Here is a 15,371-nt window from a genome sequence, read left to right on the forward strand (position 1 = left end):
TCGCTCCGCGCGGACGGAGGCGGATCAGCCCTTGCCGAATCCGCCGCCGCCCGGCGTCTCGATCACGAAGACGTCGCCCGGTGCCATCTGCGCCGATCCGGTCGCGCCCAGCATCTCGACCCGGCCATCGCCACGCTCGACCCAGTTGCGCCCCAGCCCGCCGGGCGCGCCGCCGTCGAGGCCAAAGGGCGGCACGCTGCGCCGGTTGGCCAGGATGCCGGCGGTCATATCCTCCAGGAAGCGGATGCGGCGCAGCCCGCCATTGCCGCCATGATGCGCGCCCGCGCCGCCCGATCCGGCCCGGATGGAAAATTCCTCCAGCAGCACCGGGAATCGGCTTTCCAATATTTCGGGGTCCGTGAGGCGGCTGTTGGTCATGTGGGTCTGCACCACATCGGCGCCGTCGAAATCCGGCCCGGCGCCCGATCCGCCCGAGATCGTCTCATAATATTGGTGGCGCGCATTGCCGAAGGTGAAATTGTTCATCGTCCCCTGCGCGCCCGCCATCACGCCCAGCGCGCCGAACAGAGCGTCGGTAACGACCTGGCTGGTCTCGACATTGCCGGCGACGACCGCCGCGGGATAAAGCGGCCGCAGCAGCGATCCCTCTGGCACCACCAAAGTCATGGGCTTGAGGCAGCCGTCATTCATCGGCACGGCCTCGTCCACCAGGGTCCGCACGACATAGAGCAGGGCCGCGCGCGCGACCGACAAAGGCGCGTTGAAATTGCCCGGCAGCTGGTCCGACGTGCCGGTGAAATCCACCGTCGCGCCGCGCGCCGCCCGGTCGATCGTCACGTTGACGACCACCTCCGCCCCATTGTCCATCGCATAGCGATAGTGCCCGTCGGACAGGCGATCGATCAGCCGGCGCACCGCTGCCTCGGCCTGATCCTGCACATGGCCCATATAGGCGGCCACGACATCGGCGCCATAATCGCCGCTGATCCGCTGCAGCTCGGCCGCGCCCTTGGCGCAGGCGGCGATCTGGGCGGACAGGTCGGCGATATTCTGGTCGATATTGCGCGAGGGCCAGCGGCCGGAGCCCAGCAAGGCGCGCAGATCGCCCTCCAGGAAGCGGCCCTGATCCACCACCAGCACATTATCGAGGACGATGCCCTCTTCCTCAATGCTGCGGCTGTCGGGCGGCATGGAGCCGGGCGAGATACCGCCAATATCGGCATGATGGCCGCGCGCCGCGACATAGAAGGCGGGCGCGTGCGCCGTCTCATCCACGAACACCGGCATCACCACCGTCACGTCGGGCAAGTGCGTGCCGCCATCATAAGGAGCATTGAGCGCATAGACGTCGCCCGGCAGCATGCCGCGCCCGTCGATCGCCCGGCCATCGGCACCGATCCCGCGCCGGCGCATGACCGCGCGGATGCTTTCGCCCATGCTGCCCAAGTGAACCGGCATGTGCGGCGCATTGGCGACCAGATTGCCGGTGGCATCGAACAGGGCGCAAGAGAAATCCAGCCGCTCGCGGATATTGACGGAGGACGCGCTGTGCTGAAGCGCAGCGCCCATTTCCTCGGCGATCGCCATGAACAGGCCGCCCATAACCTCCAGCCGGACCGGATCGACGGCGGTGCCGTCATCGGCGGCGGGTGCCGGGCGCGGCGCATGACGGGTCAGCAGCAGATTGCCGATCAAATCGAGCCGCGCGCGCCAGCCCGGCTCGACCACCGTGGTCGACACCGGGTCGCTGATCAGCGCCGGGCCATCGATCGCGCTGTCCAGCGTCAGCCCGGCCCGGTCGAACACCGGCGCCGGTGTGCCCGCCAGCATCACCTGCGCCAGCGGCGCGGCCTTCTGGGTCGCGATGGTCGCCACCTTGCCCATATCCTCGGCGGTCGGCGCGATCGCCTCGACCCGCACCATGTCGACCAACACGGTGCCGGTGCCGCCATAGCCGAAGCGGGCCTGATATTGCGCCTCGAACTCGGCCAGCATCGCCGCCCGATCGCCCAGCATCACGTCGAACAGGCTGTCGGTGCCATCATAGCGCAGCCGCAGCACCGTCTCGCTCCGCTCCGCCTCGGGCAGGTCGGCGCGCGCCTGCTCCCCCAGGTCTGCGATCGCCGCTGTCAGCGCGTCGGCGCCCGCATCGTCCAGCGGCAGCGCCAGCGTCCGCTCGCGCACCGCGCGCCGGTCGGCCAGGCCCATGCCATAGGCGGACAGGACGCCGCCCAGCGGATGGATCATCACCCGGTCCATGCCCAATGCGTCGGCGACCAGACAGGCATGCTGCCCGCCCGCCCCGCCAAAGCTCGCCAGCGTATAGCGCGCCACATCATGACCGCGCGCGACCGAGATGCGCTTGATCGCATTGGCCATGCTGGCGACGGCGACGGCGATGAAGCCCTGCGCCGCGTCCCGCGCGCTCATCACCCGGCCGGCCTGCGCCTCCACCTGCGCACAAATGTCGGCAAAGCGCGCCTCGACCGCGTCCCGGTCGAGCGGCTGGTCGCCATTGGGGCCGAACAGGCTGGGGAAGAAATCGGGCTGCACCTTGCCCAGCATGACATTGCAGTCGGTGATGGTCAGCGGTCCGCCGCGCCGGTAGCAGGCCGGCCCCGGCACCGCGCCGGCCGATTCCGGGCCGACGCGAAAACGCCCGTCGACCACCGAACAGATGGAGCCGCCGCCCGCCGCGATGGTGTGGATGCGCATCATCGGCGCGCGCAGCCGCACGCCCGCCACCCGCGCCTCATTGTCGCGTTCATAGCTGCCGGCATAATGGGACACGTCGGTCGACGTGCCGCCCATGTCGAAACCGATCACCTCGCCGAACCCGGCTTGCTCGGCGGTGCGAGCCAGGCCGACGATGCCGCCGGCCGGGCCGGACAATACTGCGTCCTTGCCACGGAACAGGTCGCCCCGCGTCAGCCCGCCATTGGACTGCATGAACAGCATGTCGGCGTCCTCGCCCAGTGCCGCGCCCAGCCCGTCGACATAGGCGCGCAGCACCGGCGAGAGATAGGCGTCGGCCAGCACCGTGTCGCCCCGCCCGACCAGCTTGATGAGCGGCGCGACCTCATGGCTGACCGATATCTGGGTGAAGCCGATCTGCCGGGCGATCCGCGCCAGCGCCTGCTCATGGGCGGGATAGCGATAGCCATGCATCAGCACGATCGCGACCGCGCGCAGCCCGGCATCATAGCCGCGCTGCAACGCCGCCTGCGCCGCGACCTCGTCCAGCGGCGTCAGGATGGTGCCATCCTGCATCAGCCGCTCGTCCATCTCCACGACATCGGCATGGAGCGGCGGCGGCAGGTCGATCCGCCGCGCGAACAGGTCCGGCCGGTCCTGATAGCCGATGCGGATCGCGTCGCGAAATCCCTTCGTGATCGCCAGCAGCACCGGCTCGCCCTTGCGCTCCAGCAGCGCATTGGTGGCGATGGTCGTGCCGATCCGCAGCGTACAGGGCGGGATCGGCCCGTCGCCCGCGCCGGTCAGCCGCCGGATCGCCTCGACCGCCGCGTCGGCATAGCGCTCGGGGTCGCTCGACAGCAGCTTGGCGGTGTGAAGAACCCCTTGCGGGTCGCGTGCCACCACGTCGGTAAAGGTGCCGCCGCGGTCGATCCAGAATTGCCATTGCATGCCCCGCCTGATGGCCGCGCCACAGGCGGTTGGCAAGCCGCTTGGCTCAATGGCCGGTCAGCGGCTCGATCGCCCCGGTCGCCAGCAGCGCGGCATAGCGCTGGTCGAAGTCCGCCGCGATCTGCGCCAGCGTCACCTGTCCCAGCCGGGCGATCAGCATCGCCTCCGCCTCCTGCATCGCGGCCGCCATGGAGGCGTTGACCGCCTGTTCGACCAGGCATTGCGGATTGGGGTCGGCCGGGCCGATCGAGAAGATGCGCGGCTCGCCCACCGCGCGATAAATGTCGAGGATGCGGATCGCGTCGAGCGGACGGGCCAGGGTCCAGCCGCCGCCATGCCCCTTTTCCGATCGCACATAGCCCGCGTCGCGCAGGCCCGCCATGGTCCGCCGCACCACCACCGGATTGGTGCGCAGCATCTGCGCCGCCAGCTCCGACGTCATCGGGCCGTCCAGCCGATCCATGTGGATCAGGATATGCAGCATTCTCGACAGGCGCGCATCCAGCTGCATCGCAGGCGTCTCCTTTCCCGCTCGCCTATCACGCAACATCAATTGTTGCAAATGTGCGAGGCACGATTATGTAACTTATCAAGTATCGTGATTCGGTGCAGCCATTGAAAGGAAGACCCATGCATGACGTGATCGTGATCGGCGGCAGCTTTGCCGGCCAGTCGGCGGCAATGCAGCTCGCCCGCGCGCGGCAGGATGTGCTGCTGATCGATGCCGGCCTGCCGCGGAACCGCTTTGCCGACGCCGCCCATGGCTTCCTGGGGCAGGATGGCCGCACGCCCCGCGCCATCATCCGCGATGCCGCGCGCCAGCTGCTCGCCTATCCCACCGCCCGGATGCTGGCCGGCGAAGTGCGTCATGCCATCAAGAGCAGCGACAGCTTCGCACTGACCCTGGCCAGCGGCGAAACCCGGTTGGCCCGGCGGCTGATATTGGCGACCGGCGTGAGCGACGAGCTGCCGTCGATCCCCGGCATGGCGGAACGCTGGGGCGAGACGGTGCTGCACTGTCCCTATTGCCATGGCTATGAAGTGCGCGACCATCCCCTGGGCATCATCGCCAACCACCCAATGTGCGCGCATCAGGCCGCGCTGATCCCCGACTGGGGACCATCCACCTATTTCACCCAGGGCCAATATGAGCCGGACGATGCCGAACGCGCCCGGCTGGAGGCGCGCGGCGTCACGATCGAGCGCGTGCCCGTGGTCGCACTGATTGGTGACGCGCCCGCGCTGAGCGCCGTGCAACTGGCCGACGGCCGGACGATAGAAATCGCCGCTGTCTTCACCGCTCCCAGAACGCGGCTCAGCAGCGATGTCGCGGTCCAGCTCGGCTGCGCGCTGGAGGATGGCCCGACCGGCCCCTTCATCAGCATCGACGCCTGGGGCCTGACCTCGGTGCCCGGCGTCTATGCCGCCGGCGACGCCACCTCCCCCATGCACAATGCGACCTTTGCCTCCGCATCCGGGGTCAAGGCCGGGGTCGGCGCGCACCAGTCGCTGGTCTTCGCCTGACAGGCGGGGGCGGGGCTGGACGGCGCCGCGCTATTTCCAGAAGCCCGCCAGCTTGCGCACCGATGCCTCGGCGGCGGCGCGGTCGGGGGCTTCGTTGGCGTCGCCATAGCCGAACCAGTCGTCCTCCCCGACCTCCTGCACCACGATGCCGTCGCGCCGCGCCAGCATCGCCAGCTTGTCATGATAGACGCCATAGGTGGCGCCGGCCTGCGGGATCAGCCAGGCGATCTGGCCGCGCACCGGCACGATGCTCTCGTCCCGCCACAAAGCCCGCGCGCCATAGCCGGTGCAGTTGATGACCGTCTTCTGCTTCATCCGCGTCACATCCTGGGGTTCGTGCAATTCCATCGGCACGATGCGGCCGCCGCCGATCAGGAAATCATTGGTCAATTGATGGGCAAGGTCGGCGACATTGAAGGTCAGCGAACTGCTGCGCCGGGCGCGTTCGGTGCGGAAGGGATGGGTGCCCGGCGCCAGCTCGACCGATCGCGGCATGATGTCGTGCAGCCGCTCCTCCAGCCGGATGAAGCGATCGGGCCGCTGCGGCGTCGGCATCTCGACGGCGGGCGCCACGGCCGGGCCGTCCGACAGCATGTAACGGTCGGTCCATTCCACCGGATCGCCCGGCAGGCCGAGCAGCCCCTGATAGAAAGCGAAGGATCGCCGCGCCATCGCCTCCCAGCGATCGCCAAAGCCGGCATCGACGCCACCCTCCATCGCGATCCGGGAATCGGGCGACCAGGTGCCGGTCGCCCGCGCCGATCGCACGTCGGGAAATTGCTCCTTGGCATAGATGGTCACCTGCGCCCCGGCACGCTGGGCGGTGAGCGCAGTGGTGAGGCCGATCGCGCCGGCGCCGATCACCGCAATATCCGTCATCCCATCCGCCAGCGCCATGCCGACCGCAACCTCGGCCGATCCCCAGGACAGTGACCAGCCGCTGCCGCCATGGCCATAATGATGGACGACCCGCTTGCGTCCCACCTCTTCCACCGCGATGCGCGGCCCGGCGGCGCGGAAGGGCCGCAGGCAGACGGTGATGCGAAAGATGCGATCGGGCGTCGCGCGGATCGGCTCCAGCCCGGCCAGCGGATCGAACAGGCTGGCCGCATCGCCCCCCGCCGCCAGCGACAGGGCACCCAGCCCGCCCAGGCCCCGCGCCAGAAAATCGCGTCTGTCCATCATCCCGCCCCCTATCTGCCGACCGGTTCAACGAAGTGCCCGGACATAACCGCAACGACCCGTCGCATGACAGACACAATCGGGTTGCCCCACCGTTGTTAATTGCCCATTAAGACCAGATGAATGCGCTCCGCCCCGAACGATCCATCGTCGTTCTGCTGCTCGCGCTTGCCACCGTCATCGTTGCGGTAGGCGGCACCATCTGGCTCTATCGCAGCCAGCAAGCCGAGATCGGCTGGGTCAACCACACGCTGCGCGTCGAAAACCGCCTGTCGGTGATCCTGTCGCGGGTGCAGGCCGCCGAAAGCGCCCAGCGCGGCTATATGTTGACCCGCCAGGATCCTTTCCTGGGGCCGTTCGACACGTTCAAGGCGGACTGGCCGCGCGAGATCGCGCAATTGCGCGAGGATGTGCGCGACAATCCGGAACAGGTGCAGGCGACCGATCGGCTGGGCCAGATGCTGGCGCAGCGCCTGACCCTGTTGGACGGCGGGATCGAGCTGCGACGGCGCAACCGCCCGGTCGATCCCAACGCCTTCGCGCCGGGCCTGATGTCGATGGCCGGCATCCATGCCCATATCACCGCCATGAAGGCGCGCGAGACCGATCTGCTGCGCCTGCGCAGCATGGAGGCCAACCGGCTGACCTTCTGGGTCACCGCCAGCCTGTCGGTCAGCGCCGCATTGGTCATCATCCTGGGCCTGCTGGCGCTGCGCAACGCCCGCCGCCGCATGATCGAGGCGGTCGCGAGCGAACGGGCGCTCGCCGAGGCCAATGCCCGGCTGGTCAGCGAAGCGGAACAGCGCACGGCGATGGAGGCGCAGGTCCGCCAGTTGCAGAAGATGGAATCGATCGGCCAGCTGACCGGCGGCATCGCCCATGACTTCAACAATATGCTCGCGGTCGTCATCGGCTCGCTCGACATGGCGCGGCGCCGCCTGCCCGCCGATATCGATCGGCGCATCAGCAACGGCCTCGACAATGCGACCGAGGGCGCGCAGCGCGCCGCGCAACTGACCGCGCGGCTGCTCGCCTTCTCGCGCCAGCAGCCGCTGGCGCCGCAATCGACCGACGTGAACAAGCTGGTCGGCGGCATGTCGGACATGCTGCGCCGGACGATCGGCGAGCGGGTGCGGGTGGAAAGCGTGCTGTCCGGCGGCCTGTGGCGGGCCAGCATCGATCCCGGCCAGCTGGAAGCGGCGATCCTGAACCTGTGCGTCAATGGCCGCGACGCCATGCCCGATGGTGGCCGGCTGACGGTCGAAACCGGCAATGCCTATCTCGACGATGCCTATGCCGCGACCCATGCGGAGGTGATCCCCGGCCAATATGTGCTGGTGTCGGTCACCGACAGCGGCACCGGCATGACGCCCGACGTGGTCGAGCGCGCCTTCGACCCCTTCTTCACCACCAAGGGCGTGGGCAAGGGCACGGGCCTGGGCCTCAGCCAGGTGTTCGGCTTCGTCCGCCAGTCGCACGGCCATGTGAAAATCTATTCCGAACCCGGTCAGGGCAGCACGATCAAAATCTATCTGCCCCGCCATTATGGCGTGCCGGTCGCCGATCCGGTGGCGCCCGCCATCGCCCTCGATCTGCCCCGTGCCCAGGGGGACGAGATCATCCTGGTGGTCGAGGATGAGGACCGGGTGCGGCACATGTCGGTCGATTCCCTGCGCGAACTGGGCTACACCATCGTCCAGGCCGCCGATGGCGAACAGGCGCTGGCGATGCTGGCGATCGAACCGCGGGTCGACCTGCTCTTCACCGACATCGTCATGCCCGGCATCAACGGCCGCATCCTCGCCGACCGCGCCCGTGCCGACCGGCCGGAACTGCGCGTCCTCTACACCACCGGCTATACCCGCAACGCCATCGTCCATAACGGCATGCTCGATCCCGGCGTCGCCTTCCTGGCCAAGCCCTTCACCATGGACCAGCTCGCCGGCAAGGTGCGCCAGGTGCTGGACGAGGAGCCGGCCTGATCTGGATTATGGACAAGCCGGAATCAGGAACGTAACATGAACACATGTCCGCCCTGTCCACCCGTAAAAAGCTCGAAATCCTTGCCGATGCCGCCAAATATGACGCGTCCTGCGCCTCGTCCGGCACGACCAAGCGGGATTCGCGCGACGGCAAGGGGATAGGCTCGACCGAAGGCATGGGCATTTGCCATGCCTATGCGCCCGACGGCCGCTGCATCTCGTTGCTGAAAATCCTGCTGACCAACAGCTGCATCTTCGACTGCCATTATTGCATCAACCGCCGGTCGAGCGATGTCCGCCGCGCCCGCTTCACCGCGCGCGAAGTGGTCGACCTCACGCTCAGCTTCTATCGCCGCAACTATATCGAGGGACTGTTCCTCTCCTCCGGCATCATCCGCTCGTCCGACTATACGATGGAGCAGATGGTCGAGGTCGCCCGCAGCCTGCGCGAGGATCATGATTTTCGCGGCTATATCCATCTGAAGACCATTCCTGATGCCGATCCGGACCTGCTGCGTCAGGCCGGCCTCCATGCCGATCGGCTGTCGATCAATGTCGAGCTGCCGACCGAACCCGGCCTCAAGCGGCTGGCGCCGGAAAAGGACGGCCGTCGGATCGAGGGGGCGATGGCGCAGATGCGCAGCCAGATGGACGATATGGGCGACGCCCGCCGCAAATATCGCCATGCCCCCCGCTTTGCCCCGGCGGGCCAGTCGACCCAGATGATCGTCGGTGCCGATGCCGCTGACGATCGCGCCATCATCCAGCGGGCGAGCAGCCTTTATGACCGGCACCGGCTGCGCCGCGTCTATTACAGCGCCTTCTCCCCCATCCCCTCGCCCAGCAGCGTGCTGCCGCTCAAGCGCCCGCCGCTGATGCGCGAACATCGGCTCTACCAGTCGGACTGGATGATGCGCTTCTATGGCTATTCCGCCACCGAAATCGCCGCCGCGACCGACCGGGACAGTGGCTGCCTGCCGCTCGACATCGATCCCAAGCTCGCCTGGGCCTTGCAGCATCGCGCCAGCTTCCCGGTCGACGTCAACCATGCGCCGCGCGAAATGCTGCTGCGGGTGCCGGGCCTGGGGGTGAAGGCGGTCGAGCGCATCCTGGCCAGTCGCCGCCATCGCCAGCTGCGGCTGGAAGATGTCGCGCGCCTGACCACGTCGATCGTCAAGCTGCGCCCCTTCCTGATCGCCGCCGACTGGCGCCCGGTGCAACTGGCCGACCGAGTCGATCTGTCCGCGCAGTTGCGGCGTCCCGCCGCCCAGCTCGAACTTTTTTAAGGGGAGCCGAGGCAATTTTGCGGTTGATCGCAAGCACGGTTCATGAAACTCTTGTAACACGATCAGCAAGGGGATCGGGACTTTGGCGACACTTTTCGACAATCAGGCCATGGAGCGGCAGGGCGCAGGCTTTGCCAAGCGCATCAGCACGCATCTTGCGGCCGCCCTTGTCGTCTTCTGCCTGCTTCAGATCTTCATCGTCGCCAAGATGGGCGGCTCGCTGGTCCTGCACCTCGGCGTCATCATCGCGATCGGCGGTTTCGCCATCGCCGCCCGCGCGCTCGAACATCGCTGGCAGATGCTTGACCACAGCGGCCTGTCCCATGCCGGTCTGCGCCTGCGCTTCCGCCGCGACCTGCTCCAGCTCTGGGGCACCAGCCTGCTGGGCGCGCTGCTCTGGGTTCCGGTCGCGATCATCTTCCACGCGCTGTTCGGCTAAGCGCCGGACCCTTTTTACTGGGCCATCGTTTCCTCCTTCATCGCATGAAGGAGGATTGCCCATGGCCAAGGCCAGCATTTTCGATCGCCTGAAACAGGATCATGACGCCCATCGCCAGCTGTTCGACAAGATGGCGGAGGCGACGCGCGAAAAGGATGACGACCGGCTGGAGAAGCTGTTCGACCAGTTCAAGATCGAGGTGACGGCCCATGCCGCCGCCGAGGAAGAGACGCTCTACGCCACTATGCTCGCCCAGCCCGACCTGCGCGAAGATGCCCAGCACAGCGTGTCCGAACATAAGGAAATCGACGATTTCCTGGAGGAGCTGGATGGCCTGAAATTCAATGGCGATGCCTGGCGCCGCACCTTCGACCAGCTCAAGAAGCGCTACCTCCACCATATCGAGGAGGAAGAGGAAGAGATGTTCCCCGACGCCGCCAAGGAACTGAGCGCCGCCGAGGAGGAAAAGCTGGCGAAGCTGTTCGCGCGCCGCAAGCCCGCCGAACTGGCCCGCGCCGAGGCGGAGGACTGACCGGACGGCCATGCATCGGGTGACGCTGGCGGGGCCGGACGATTTTGAGGGCTGGCGCGATGCGGCCCGCGCGCTGGCCCTGGCCGCCATTCCCGCCGACGCCATCCTCTGGGATGTCGCGGGCAGCGCCACGCCAGACCTGTTCGGCAGCGACGCAACACCCCTGCCCCCGGCTCCGGCGGATGCGGCCTTTTCCGTGCCGCGCGCCTTTGTCGACCTGGCGCAAAGCGCGATCCTCCATCGCGATCCCGCCCGCTTCTCCCTGCTCTACAGCCTGTTGCTGGCGGTGCGCGCGGTGCCCGGCCGGATGGAGGATCGCGCCGATCCGCTGCTGCGCCGGGTCGAGGATCTGGCCAAGGCGGTGCGGCGCGATATCCACAAGATGCGCGCCTTCGTCCGCTTCCGCGAACTGGATGAAGGCGACGGCCCGCGCTTCATCGCCTGGTTCGAGCCCGACCATCATATCGTCCGCGCCAATGCCGGCTTCTTCACCCGCCGCTTCGCATCGATGCGCTGGTCGATCCTGACGCCGGAGGTCAGCATCCATTGGGATGGCGACATATTGACCGAAGGCCCCGGCGCGCAGCGCGGCGACGCCCCGGCCGAGGATCCGGTCGAAGATGTGTGGAAGGGCTATTATGCCGCCATCTTCAACCCGGCCCGATTGAAGACCGGGGCGATGCTGTCGGAAATGCCGCGCAAATATTGGCGCAACCTGCCCGAAGCCGCCCTGATCCCCGATCTGGTCGCCGGCGCCCAGGCACGCGAGGCGGCGATGATCGCCACTGCGCCACGCCCGGCCGCTCGCTCCGGCAATAGCCGCGCCGCCTGGCAGGCGTTGCGAAACGAAGCGATGGCCTGCACCCGCTGTCCGCTGCACGGGCCAGCCACGCAGACCGTGTTCGGCGAAGGGCCGCTCGACGCATCTTTGCTCTTCATCGGCGAACAACCGGGCGATCAGGAGGATCTGGCCGGTCGCCCCTTTGTCGGTCCCGCCGGCCATTTGTTCGACGCTGCACTGGCCGAAGCCGGCGTGGATCGGGCACGCGCCTATGTCACCAACGCCGTCAAGCATTTCAAATATGAACAGCGCGGCAAGCGCCGCCTGCACCAGACACCCGACGTGCCGGAGATCAGGGCCTGCCGCTGGTGGCTGGAACAGGAACTGGACCTGATCCGCCCGCGCATCATCGTCGCTTTGGGCGCCACCGCGGCCCGCGCCCTGCTGGGCAAGCCGGTGACGATCAGCCAGATGCGCGGCCGGCCGATCCCGCTCGATGACGGCACCGAAGCCTGGATCACCGTCCATCCCAGCTATCTGCTGCGCCTGCCCGACCCCGATCGTCAGGCGCAGGAACAGGCCCGCTTCGTCGCCGACCTGCGGATGGTCGGCGATCGGCTCCACGCCCTCGCCTGATATAAATCCGTTGACGGCCGGCTCGCTGCGCGCGACGCTGCCGCCATCAAATTAAACAGGGGGTTACATGATCTGGGGGAAGGCAGCGGCACTCGCCGCATGCAGCATGGCAGCACTGGTCGCGGTGTCGGCGCCGGCCGTAATGGCCAAGGATGTCGTGGTCCATGCCGGACGGATGATCGACGGCACCGGCGCTGCCGCGCGCGAGAAAGTGTCGATCCTGATCCATGATGATCGCATCACCGCGATCCAGTCCGGTTTCGTCACCCCCGCCGGCGCAGAGGTGATCGACCTGTCGGCCAAGACCGTGCTGCCCGGCCTGATCGACACCCATGACCATATCACCGCCGGCTGGCACAGCGGCGACCCGATCCGCAACGCCGTGACGCGCAGCGCCTATGAGGACGCGATCGAGGCGACCGGTTTCGTGCGCAACACGCTGCTCGCCGGCTTCACCTCGGTCCGCGACTGCGGCGCCGATACCCAGGTGATCGTCGCGCTCAAGAAATCGATCGACGGCGCCGTCATCCCCGGCCCGCGCCTGTGGGTGGCGGGCACGCCGCTCGGCCCGACCGGCGGCCATGGCGACGCGGTCAACGGCCTGCGCGTCGAATTTGCCGACATTCCGCACATCAGCGACAATGTGATCGACAGCCCGGAAGCCGCCCGCATCGCCGTGCGCAGGCTCAAGCGCGAGGGCGCCGACCTCATCAAGATCATGCCCTCGGGCGGGGTCATGTCGATCGGCGACGATCCCAAGCATCAGTTGATGACCGACGAGGAGATCAAGGCGGTGATCGATACCGCCCACAGCCTGGGCATGAAGGTCGCGGCCCATGCCCATGGCAAGGAGGCGATCGACCATACGATCGCGCTGGGCGTCGATTCGATCGAGCATGGTTCCTATGCCGACGCCGGCAGCTACAAGATCTTCAAGCAATATGGCGCCTATCTGGTGCCGACCATGCTGGTGGGCGAGCGCGTCTATCAGCGCGCCAAGGAACATCCCGAACAGCTCAATCCCTCGACCGCCGAAAAGGCGCTGGTGATCGGCCCGCTGCTGCAGAAGAATCTGCGCGAGGCCTATGCCGCCGGGGTCAAGATCGCTTTCGGTACCGACACGTTCGGCCTGTCCGACCATGGCGAAAATGCCCAGGAATTCGCGCTGATGGTGCGGGCGGGCATGCCGGCGATGGAAGCGATCAAGGCCGCCACCGCCAATGCCGCCGACCTGCTGGGCAGCGCCGATGTCGGTACGTTGCAGGCCGGCCGCTATGCCGACCTGATCGCGGTCGACGGCGACCCGCTGGCCGATGTCCGCCAGCTCGAAAAGGTCGGATTCGTCATGAAGGGCGGCGCCGTGGTGAAGGCCGATGGCAAGCCGATGATCTGAACCTCGCCTGGGGCTGGCGTCAGACCAGCCCCAGCCGCGCCAGTTCGTTCAGCATGGCGGGCGGCATCGCTTCCAGATCGTCCGCCTCGCCCCCGCCCAGATCGGGCGGCGCATCCTTGTCCTCCAGATAGCGCCAGCCCTGATGCGCACGCTTGGGCGCCGTCCGCACCGGGATCAGCCGCGGCGCCAGCCGGATCCAGTAGCGCCCCTGCCCGGTCTCCTGAAATCCCAGGATCGGACTGCGGCCGACCAGCGCATGGCCGTGAATCCAGTAGAGCGACCCGCCCTCCATCTCCTCCAGCCGCTTGGGCAGGTAACGGGTGGTCAGGCGCGCCTCGTCCGCATGGCTTTCCAGCCAGGCCTTGAGGGTTGCGGGGCTTTCGCTCTGGAAGGCGATCTTGGTCAGGTGCAGCGGCATTGGCGTCTAGATGGGGCGGCGGTTCAGCCGGTCAATCCCGCCGCCGTCGCCAACCCCAGAAAAGCGAAGAAGCCCATCGAATCCGTGATCATGGTGACGAAGATGGAGGATGCCACCGCCGGGTCGAGGTTCATCCGGTCGAACGCCAGCGGCACCGCCGCACCCGCCAGCCCGGCCGTCACAATATTGGTCATCATCGCCGCGGCTATCACGCCGCCCAGCGCGACATTGTGGAACACCAGCCCCACGCCCAGCCCCAGCACCAGCGCCACGGTGCAGCCATTGAGCAAAGCCACGCGAATTTCGCGCAATATGGTGCGGCGGGCGTTGGACCCGGTAATCTGGTTGGTGGCCAGCGCGCGCACCGTCACCGCCATGGTCTGGCTGCCGGCATTGCCGCCCACGCCCGCGACGATCGGCATCAGCGTGGCGAGCGCCACCATCTTCTCGATCGTATTCTCGAAAATGCCGATGATGGTGGACGCCACCAGCGCGGTCAGCAAATTGGTCAGCAGCCAGCGCACGCGCGCGCGATAACTGTCCATCACCGGCTCGTTGATGTCGCCTTCGCCCGCACCCGACAGGCGGAGAATATCCTCGCCCGCTTCCTCGGAAATGATGTGGACGATGTCGTCGACCGTGATCATGCCGACCAGCCGGCCGCTGCCATCGACCACCGCGGCGGAAATCAGCGCATATTTCTGGAAGCGCAGCGCCACTTCTTCCTGGTCCATGTCGACCGGGATCAGCGTCTGCTCGCGCTTCATCAGGTCGGCCATGGCTATGCCGCGCGGACAGGTCAGCACCCAGCTGAGCTGACAGGTGCCGATCGGCTTATGCCCCTCATCGACGACGAAGATTTCCCAGAAATCACGGGTCAGGTCGCCATTGTCGCGCAGATAGTCGATCACCTGGCCGACCGTCATATGCTCGGGCACCGCGACCAGGTCGCGCTGCATCATGCGGCCGGCGGATTCTTCGGGATAGGAAAGCGCGGACTCGATCGCGGCGCGATCCTCCGGCTCCATCGCCTCCAGCACCGCCTGCTGGTCGGCCTCCTCCATGTCCTCGATGATCGCGACGGCGTCGTCGGTATCGAGTTCGGAGGCGAATTCGGCGACCTGTTCGGGCGCCAGCGCGCCGATCAGGTCGTCGCGCACATAATCATTGAGTTCGGACAGAACCTCCGCGCCAACCAGGTCGCCCAGCGCGGCGGCCACTTCGCCACGCTGCTCGGCGGGCGTCAGTTCCAGAAGGTCGGCGATGTCGGCGGGGTGCAGCGGCGAAACCAACTCGCGCGCATGGTCGATATCGCCTTCATCCACCGCATCCAGCACGGCGGACAGGAATTCGGGCTTCAGCCGGTCATCCTCGTCCAGGCTCGACTCGGCCTGCTCCATACCGGCCGAGATCAGACTCTCGTCAGCAAGTTCCTCGTGCGGCCGCGGCTCGGCCAAATCGCCACGTTCGGTCATGGCGCGCGCAACTGTCCGGTTCCTGTAACATTTCGATGCTTTCGCCGATGCACAATATAATTGCAATGGGGTTGGACGCGCTTTGGCAACAGATGGGACAGGCTTTGCCAAACAGCC

12 protein-coding genes are annotated in these 15,371 nt (G+C 67.1%); 7 read left to right on the forward strand and 5 right to left on the reverse strand.

Going from position 1 to position 15,371, the window contains the following annotated elements; genetic code table 11:
- Positions 1-24 precede the first annotated feature (24 nt).
- The gene (locus tag DIZ22_RS14390; protein WP_122928359.1) at positions 25-3,606 is read right to left on the reverse strand and encodes a hydantoinase B/oxoprolinase family protein; all 3,582 of its coding nucleotides are present in this window, start codon (positions 3,604-3,606) and stop codon (positions 25-27) included.
- 46 nt (positions 3,607-3,652) lie between these two features.
- Positions 3,653-4,117 carry an Rrf2 family transcriptional regulator gene (locus tag DIZ22_RS14395; RefSeq protein WP_004208622.1) on the reverse strand — a complete coding sequence of 155 codons (465 nt, stop codon included), beginning with the start codon at positions 4,115-4,117 and terminating at the stop codon, positions 3,653-3,655.
- A 119-nt stretch (positions 4,118-4,236) separates the two neighbouring features.
- On the opposite strand from DIZ22_RS14395, the gene DIZ22_RS14400 reads away from it, so the two are divergent.
- Positions 4,237-5,130, forward strand: a complete 894-nt coding sequence (locus DIZ22_RS14400; protein ID WP_010339608.1) for an NAD(P)/FAD-dependent oxidoreductase — start codon at positions 4,237-4,239, stop codon at positions 5,128-5,130.
- Between the two features lie 30 nt (positions 5,131-5,160).
- Here DIZ22_RS14400 and DIZ22_RS14405 read toward each other — a convergent pair whose 3' ends face one another.
- Positions 5,161-6,315, reverse strand: coding sequence for an FAD-dependent oxidoreductase (locus DIZ22_RS14405; protein WP_010339607.1), 1,155 nt, complete (start codon positions 6,313-6,315; stop codon positions 5,161-5,163).
- 116 nt (positions 6,316-6,431) lie between these two features.
- Between DIZ22_RS14405 and DIZ22_RS14410 the strand changes: the two genes are divergently transcribed.
- From DIZ22_RS14410 to DIZ22_RS14435, 6 genes are all read left to right on the forward strand, one after another.
- Positions 6,432-8,294, forward strand: a complete 1,863-nt coding sequence (locus DIZ22_RS14410; protein WP_010339606.1) for a CHASE3 domain-containing protein — start codon at positions 6,432-6,434, stop codon at positions 8,292-8,294.
- Positions 8,295-8,338: 44 nt separating this feature from the next.
- Positions 8,339-9,580 (forward strand): putative DNA modification/repair radical SAM protein, encoded by a 1,242-nt coding sequence (locus DIZ22_RS14415; protein ID WP_048937449.1) that lies wholly within the window; start codon positions 8,339-8,341, stop codon positions 9,578-9,580.
- Positions 9,581-9,662: 82 nt separating this feature from the next.
- The gene (locus DIZ22_RS14420; RefSeq protein WP_010339604.1) at positions 9,663-10,019 is read left to right on the forward strand and encodes a hypothetical protein; all 357 of its coding nucleotides are present in this window, start codon (positions 9,663-9,665) and stop codon (positions 10,017-10,019) included.
- A 61-nt stretch (positions 10,020-10,080) separates the two neighbouring features.
- On the forward strand, positions 10,081-10,551 hold the full coding sequence (locus tag DIZ22_RS14425; RefSeq protein WP_010339603.1) for a hemerythrin domain-containing protein: 471 nt from the start codon (positions 10,081-10,083) through the stop codon (positions 10,549-10,551).
- A gap of 10 nt (positions 10,552-10,561) precedes the next feature.
- Positions 10,562-11,968: a UdgX family uracil-DNA binding protein gene (locus DIZ22_RS14430; protein ID WP_010339602.1), complete on the forward strand. Its 1,407-nt coding sequence runs from the start codon at positions 10,562-10,564 to the stop codon at positions 11,966-11,968.
- A gap of 67 nt (positions 11,969-12,035) precedes the next feature.
- Positions 12,036-13,361, forward strand: coding sequence for an amidohydrolase family protein (locus DIZ22_RS14435; RefSeq protein WP_010339601.1), 1,326 nt, complete (start codon positions 12,036-12,038; stop codon positions 13,359-13,361).
- 19 nt (positions 13,362-13,380) lie between these two features.
- On the opposite strand, the gene DIZ22_RS14440 is transcribed toward DIZ22_RS14435, so the two are convergent.
- Both DIZ22_RS14440 and mgtE read right to left on the reverse strand, forming a co-directional pair.
- Positions 13,381-13,779, reverse strand: coding sequence for a DUF1489 domain-containing protein (locus tag DIZ22_RS14440; protein WP_010339600.1), 399 nt, complete (start codon positions 13,777-13,779; stop codon positions 13,381-13,383).
- A 23-nt stretch (positions 13,780-13,802) separates the two neighbouring features.
- Positions 13,803-15,254, reverse strand: coding sequence for a magnesium transporter (mgtE, locus tag DIZ22_RS14445; RefSeq protein ID WP_010339599.1), 1,452 nt, complete (start codon positions 15,252-15,254; stop codon positions 13,803-13,805).
- Positions 15,255-15,371 lie beyond the last annotated feature (117 nt).

Origin of the sequence: Sphingobium sp. LF-16 (genome assembly GCF_003711185.1) — a bacterium.
GTDB lineage: Bacteria > Pseudomonadota > Alphaproteobacteria > Sphingomonadales > Sphingomonadaceae > Sphingobium > Sphingobium yanoikuyae_A.

What these genes read in the sequence shown, in the direction of transcription:
- DIZ22_RS14390 (WP_122928359.1), bottom strand. Translation starts at nt 3,606, where the DNA reads ATGCAATGGCAATTCTGGATCGACCGCGGCGGCACCTTTACCGACGTG.
- DIZ22_RS14395 (WP_004208622.1), bottom strand. Translation starts at nt 4,117, where the DNA reads ATGCAGCTGGATGCGCGCCTGTCGAGAATGCTGCATATCCTGATCCAC.
- DIZ22_RS14400 (WP_010339608.1), top strand. Translation starts at nt 4,237, where the DNA reads ATGCATGACGTGATCGTGATCGGCGGCAGCTTTGCCGGCCAGTCGGCG.
- DIZ22_RS14405 (WP_010339607.1), bottom strand. Translation starts at nt 6,315, where the DNA reads ATGATGGACAGACGCGATTTTCTGGCGCGGGGCCTGGGCGGGCTGGGT.
- DIZ22_RS14410 (WP_010339606.1), top strand. Translation starts at nt 6,432, where the DNA reads ATGAATGCGCTCCGCCCCGAACGATCCATCGTCGTTCTGCTGCTCGCG.
- DIZ22_RS14415 (WP_048937449.1), top strand. Translation starts at nt 8,339, where the DNA reads ATGTCCGCCCTGTCCACCCGTAAAAAGCTCGAAATCCTTGCCGATGCC.
- DIZ22_RS14425 (WP_010339603.1), top strand. Translation starts at nt 10,081, where the DNA reads ATGGCCAAGGCCAGCATTTTCGATCGCCTGAAACAGGATCATGACGCC.
- DIZ22_RS14430 (WP_010339602.1), top strand. Translation starts at nt 10,562, where the DNA reads ATGCATCGGGTGACGCTGGCGGGGCCGGACGATTTTGAGGGCTGGCGC.
- DIZ22_RS14435 (WP_010339601.1), top strand. Translation starts at nt 12,036, where the DNA reads ATGATCTGGGGGAAGGCAGCGGCACTCGCCGCATGCAGCATGGCAGCA.
- DIZ22_RS14440 (WP_010339600.1), bottom strand. Translation starts at nt 13,779, where the DNA reads ATGCCGCTGCACCTGACCAAGATCGCCTTCCAGAGCGAAAGCCCCGCA.
- mgtE (WP_010339599.1), bottom strand. Translation starts at nt 15,254, where the DNA reads ATGACCGAACGTGGCGATTTGGCCGAGCCGCGGCCGCACGAGGAACTT.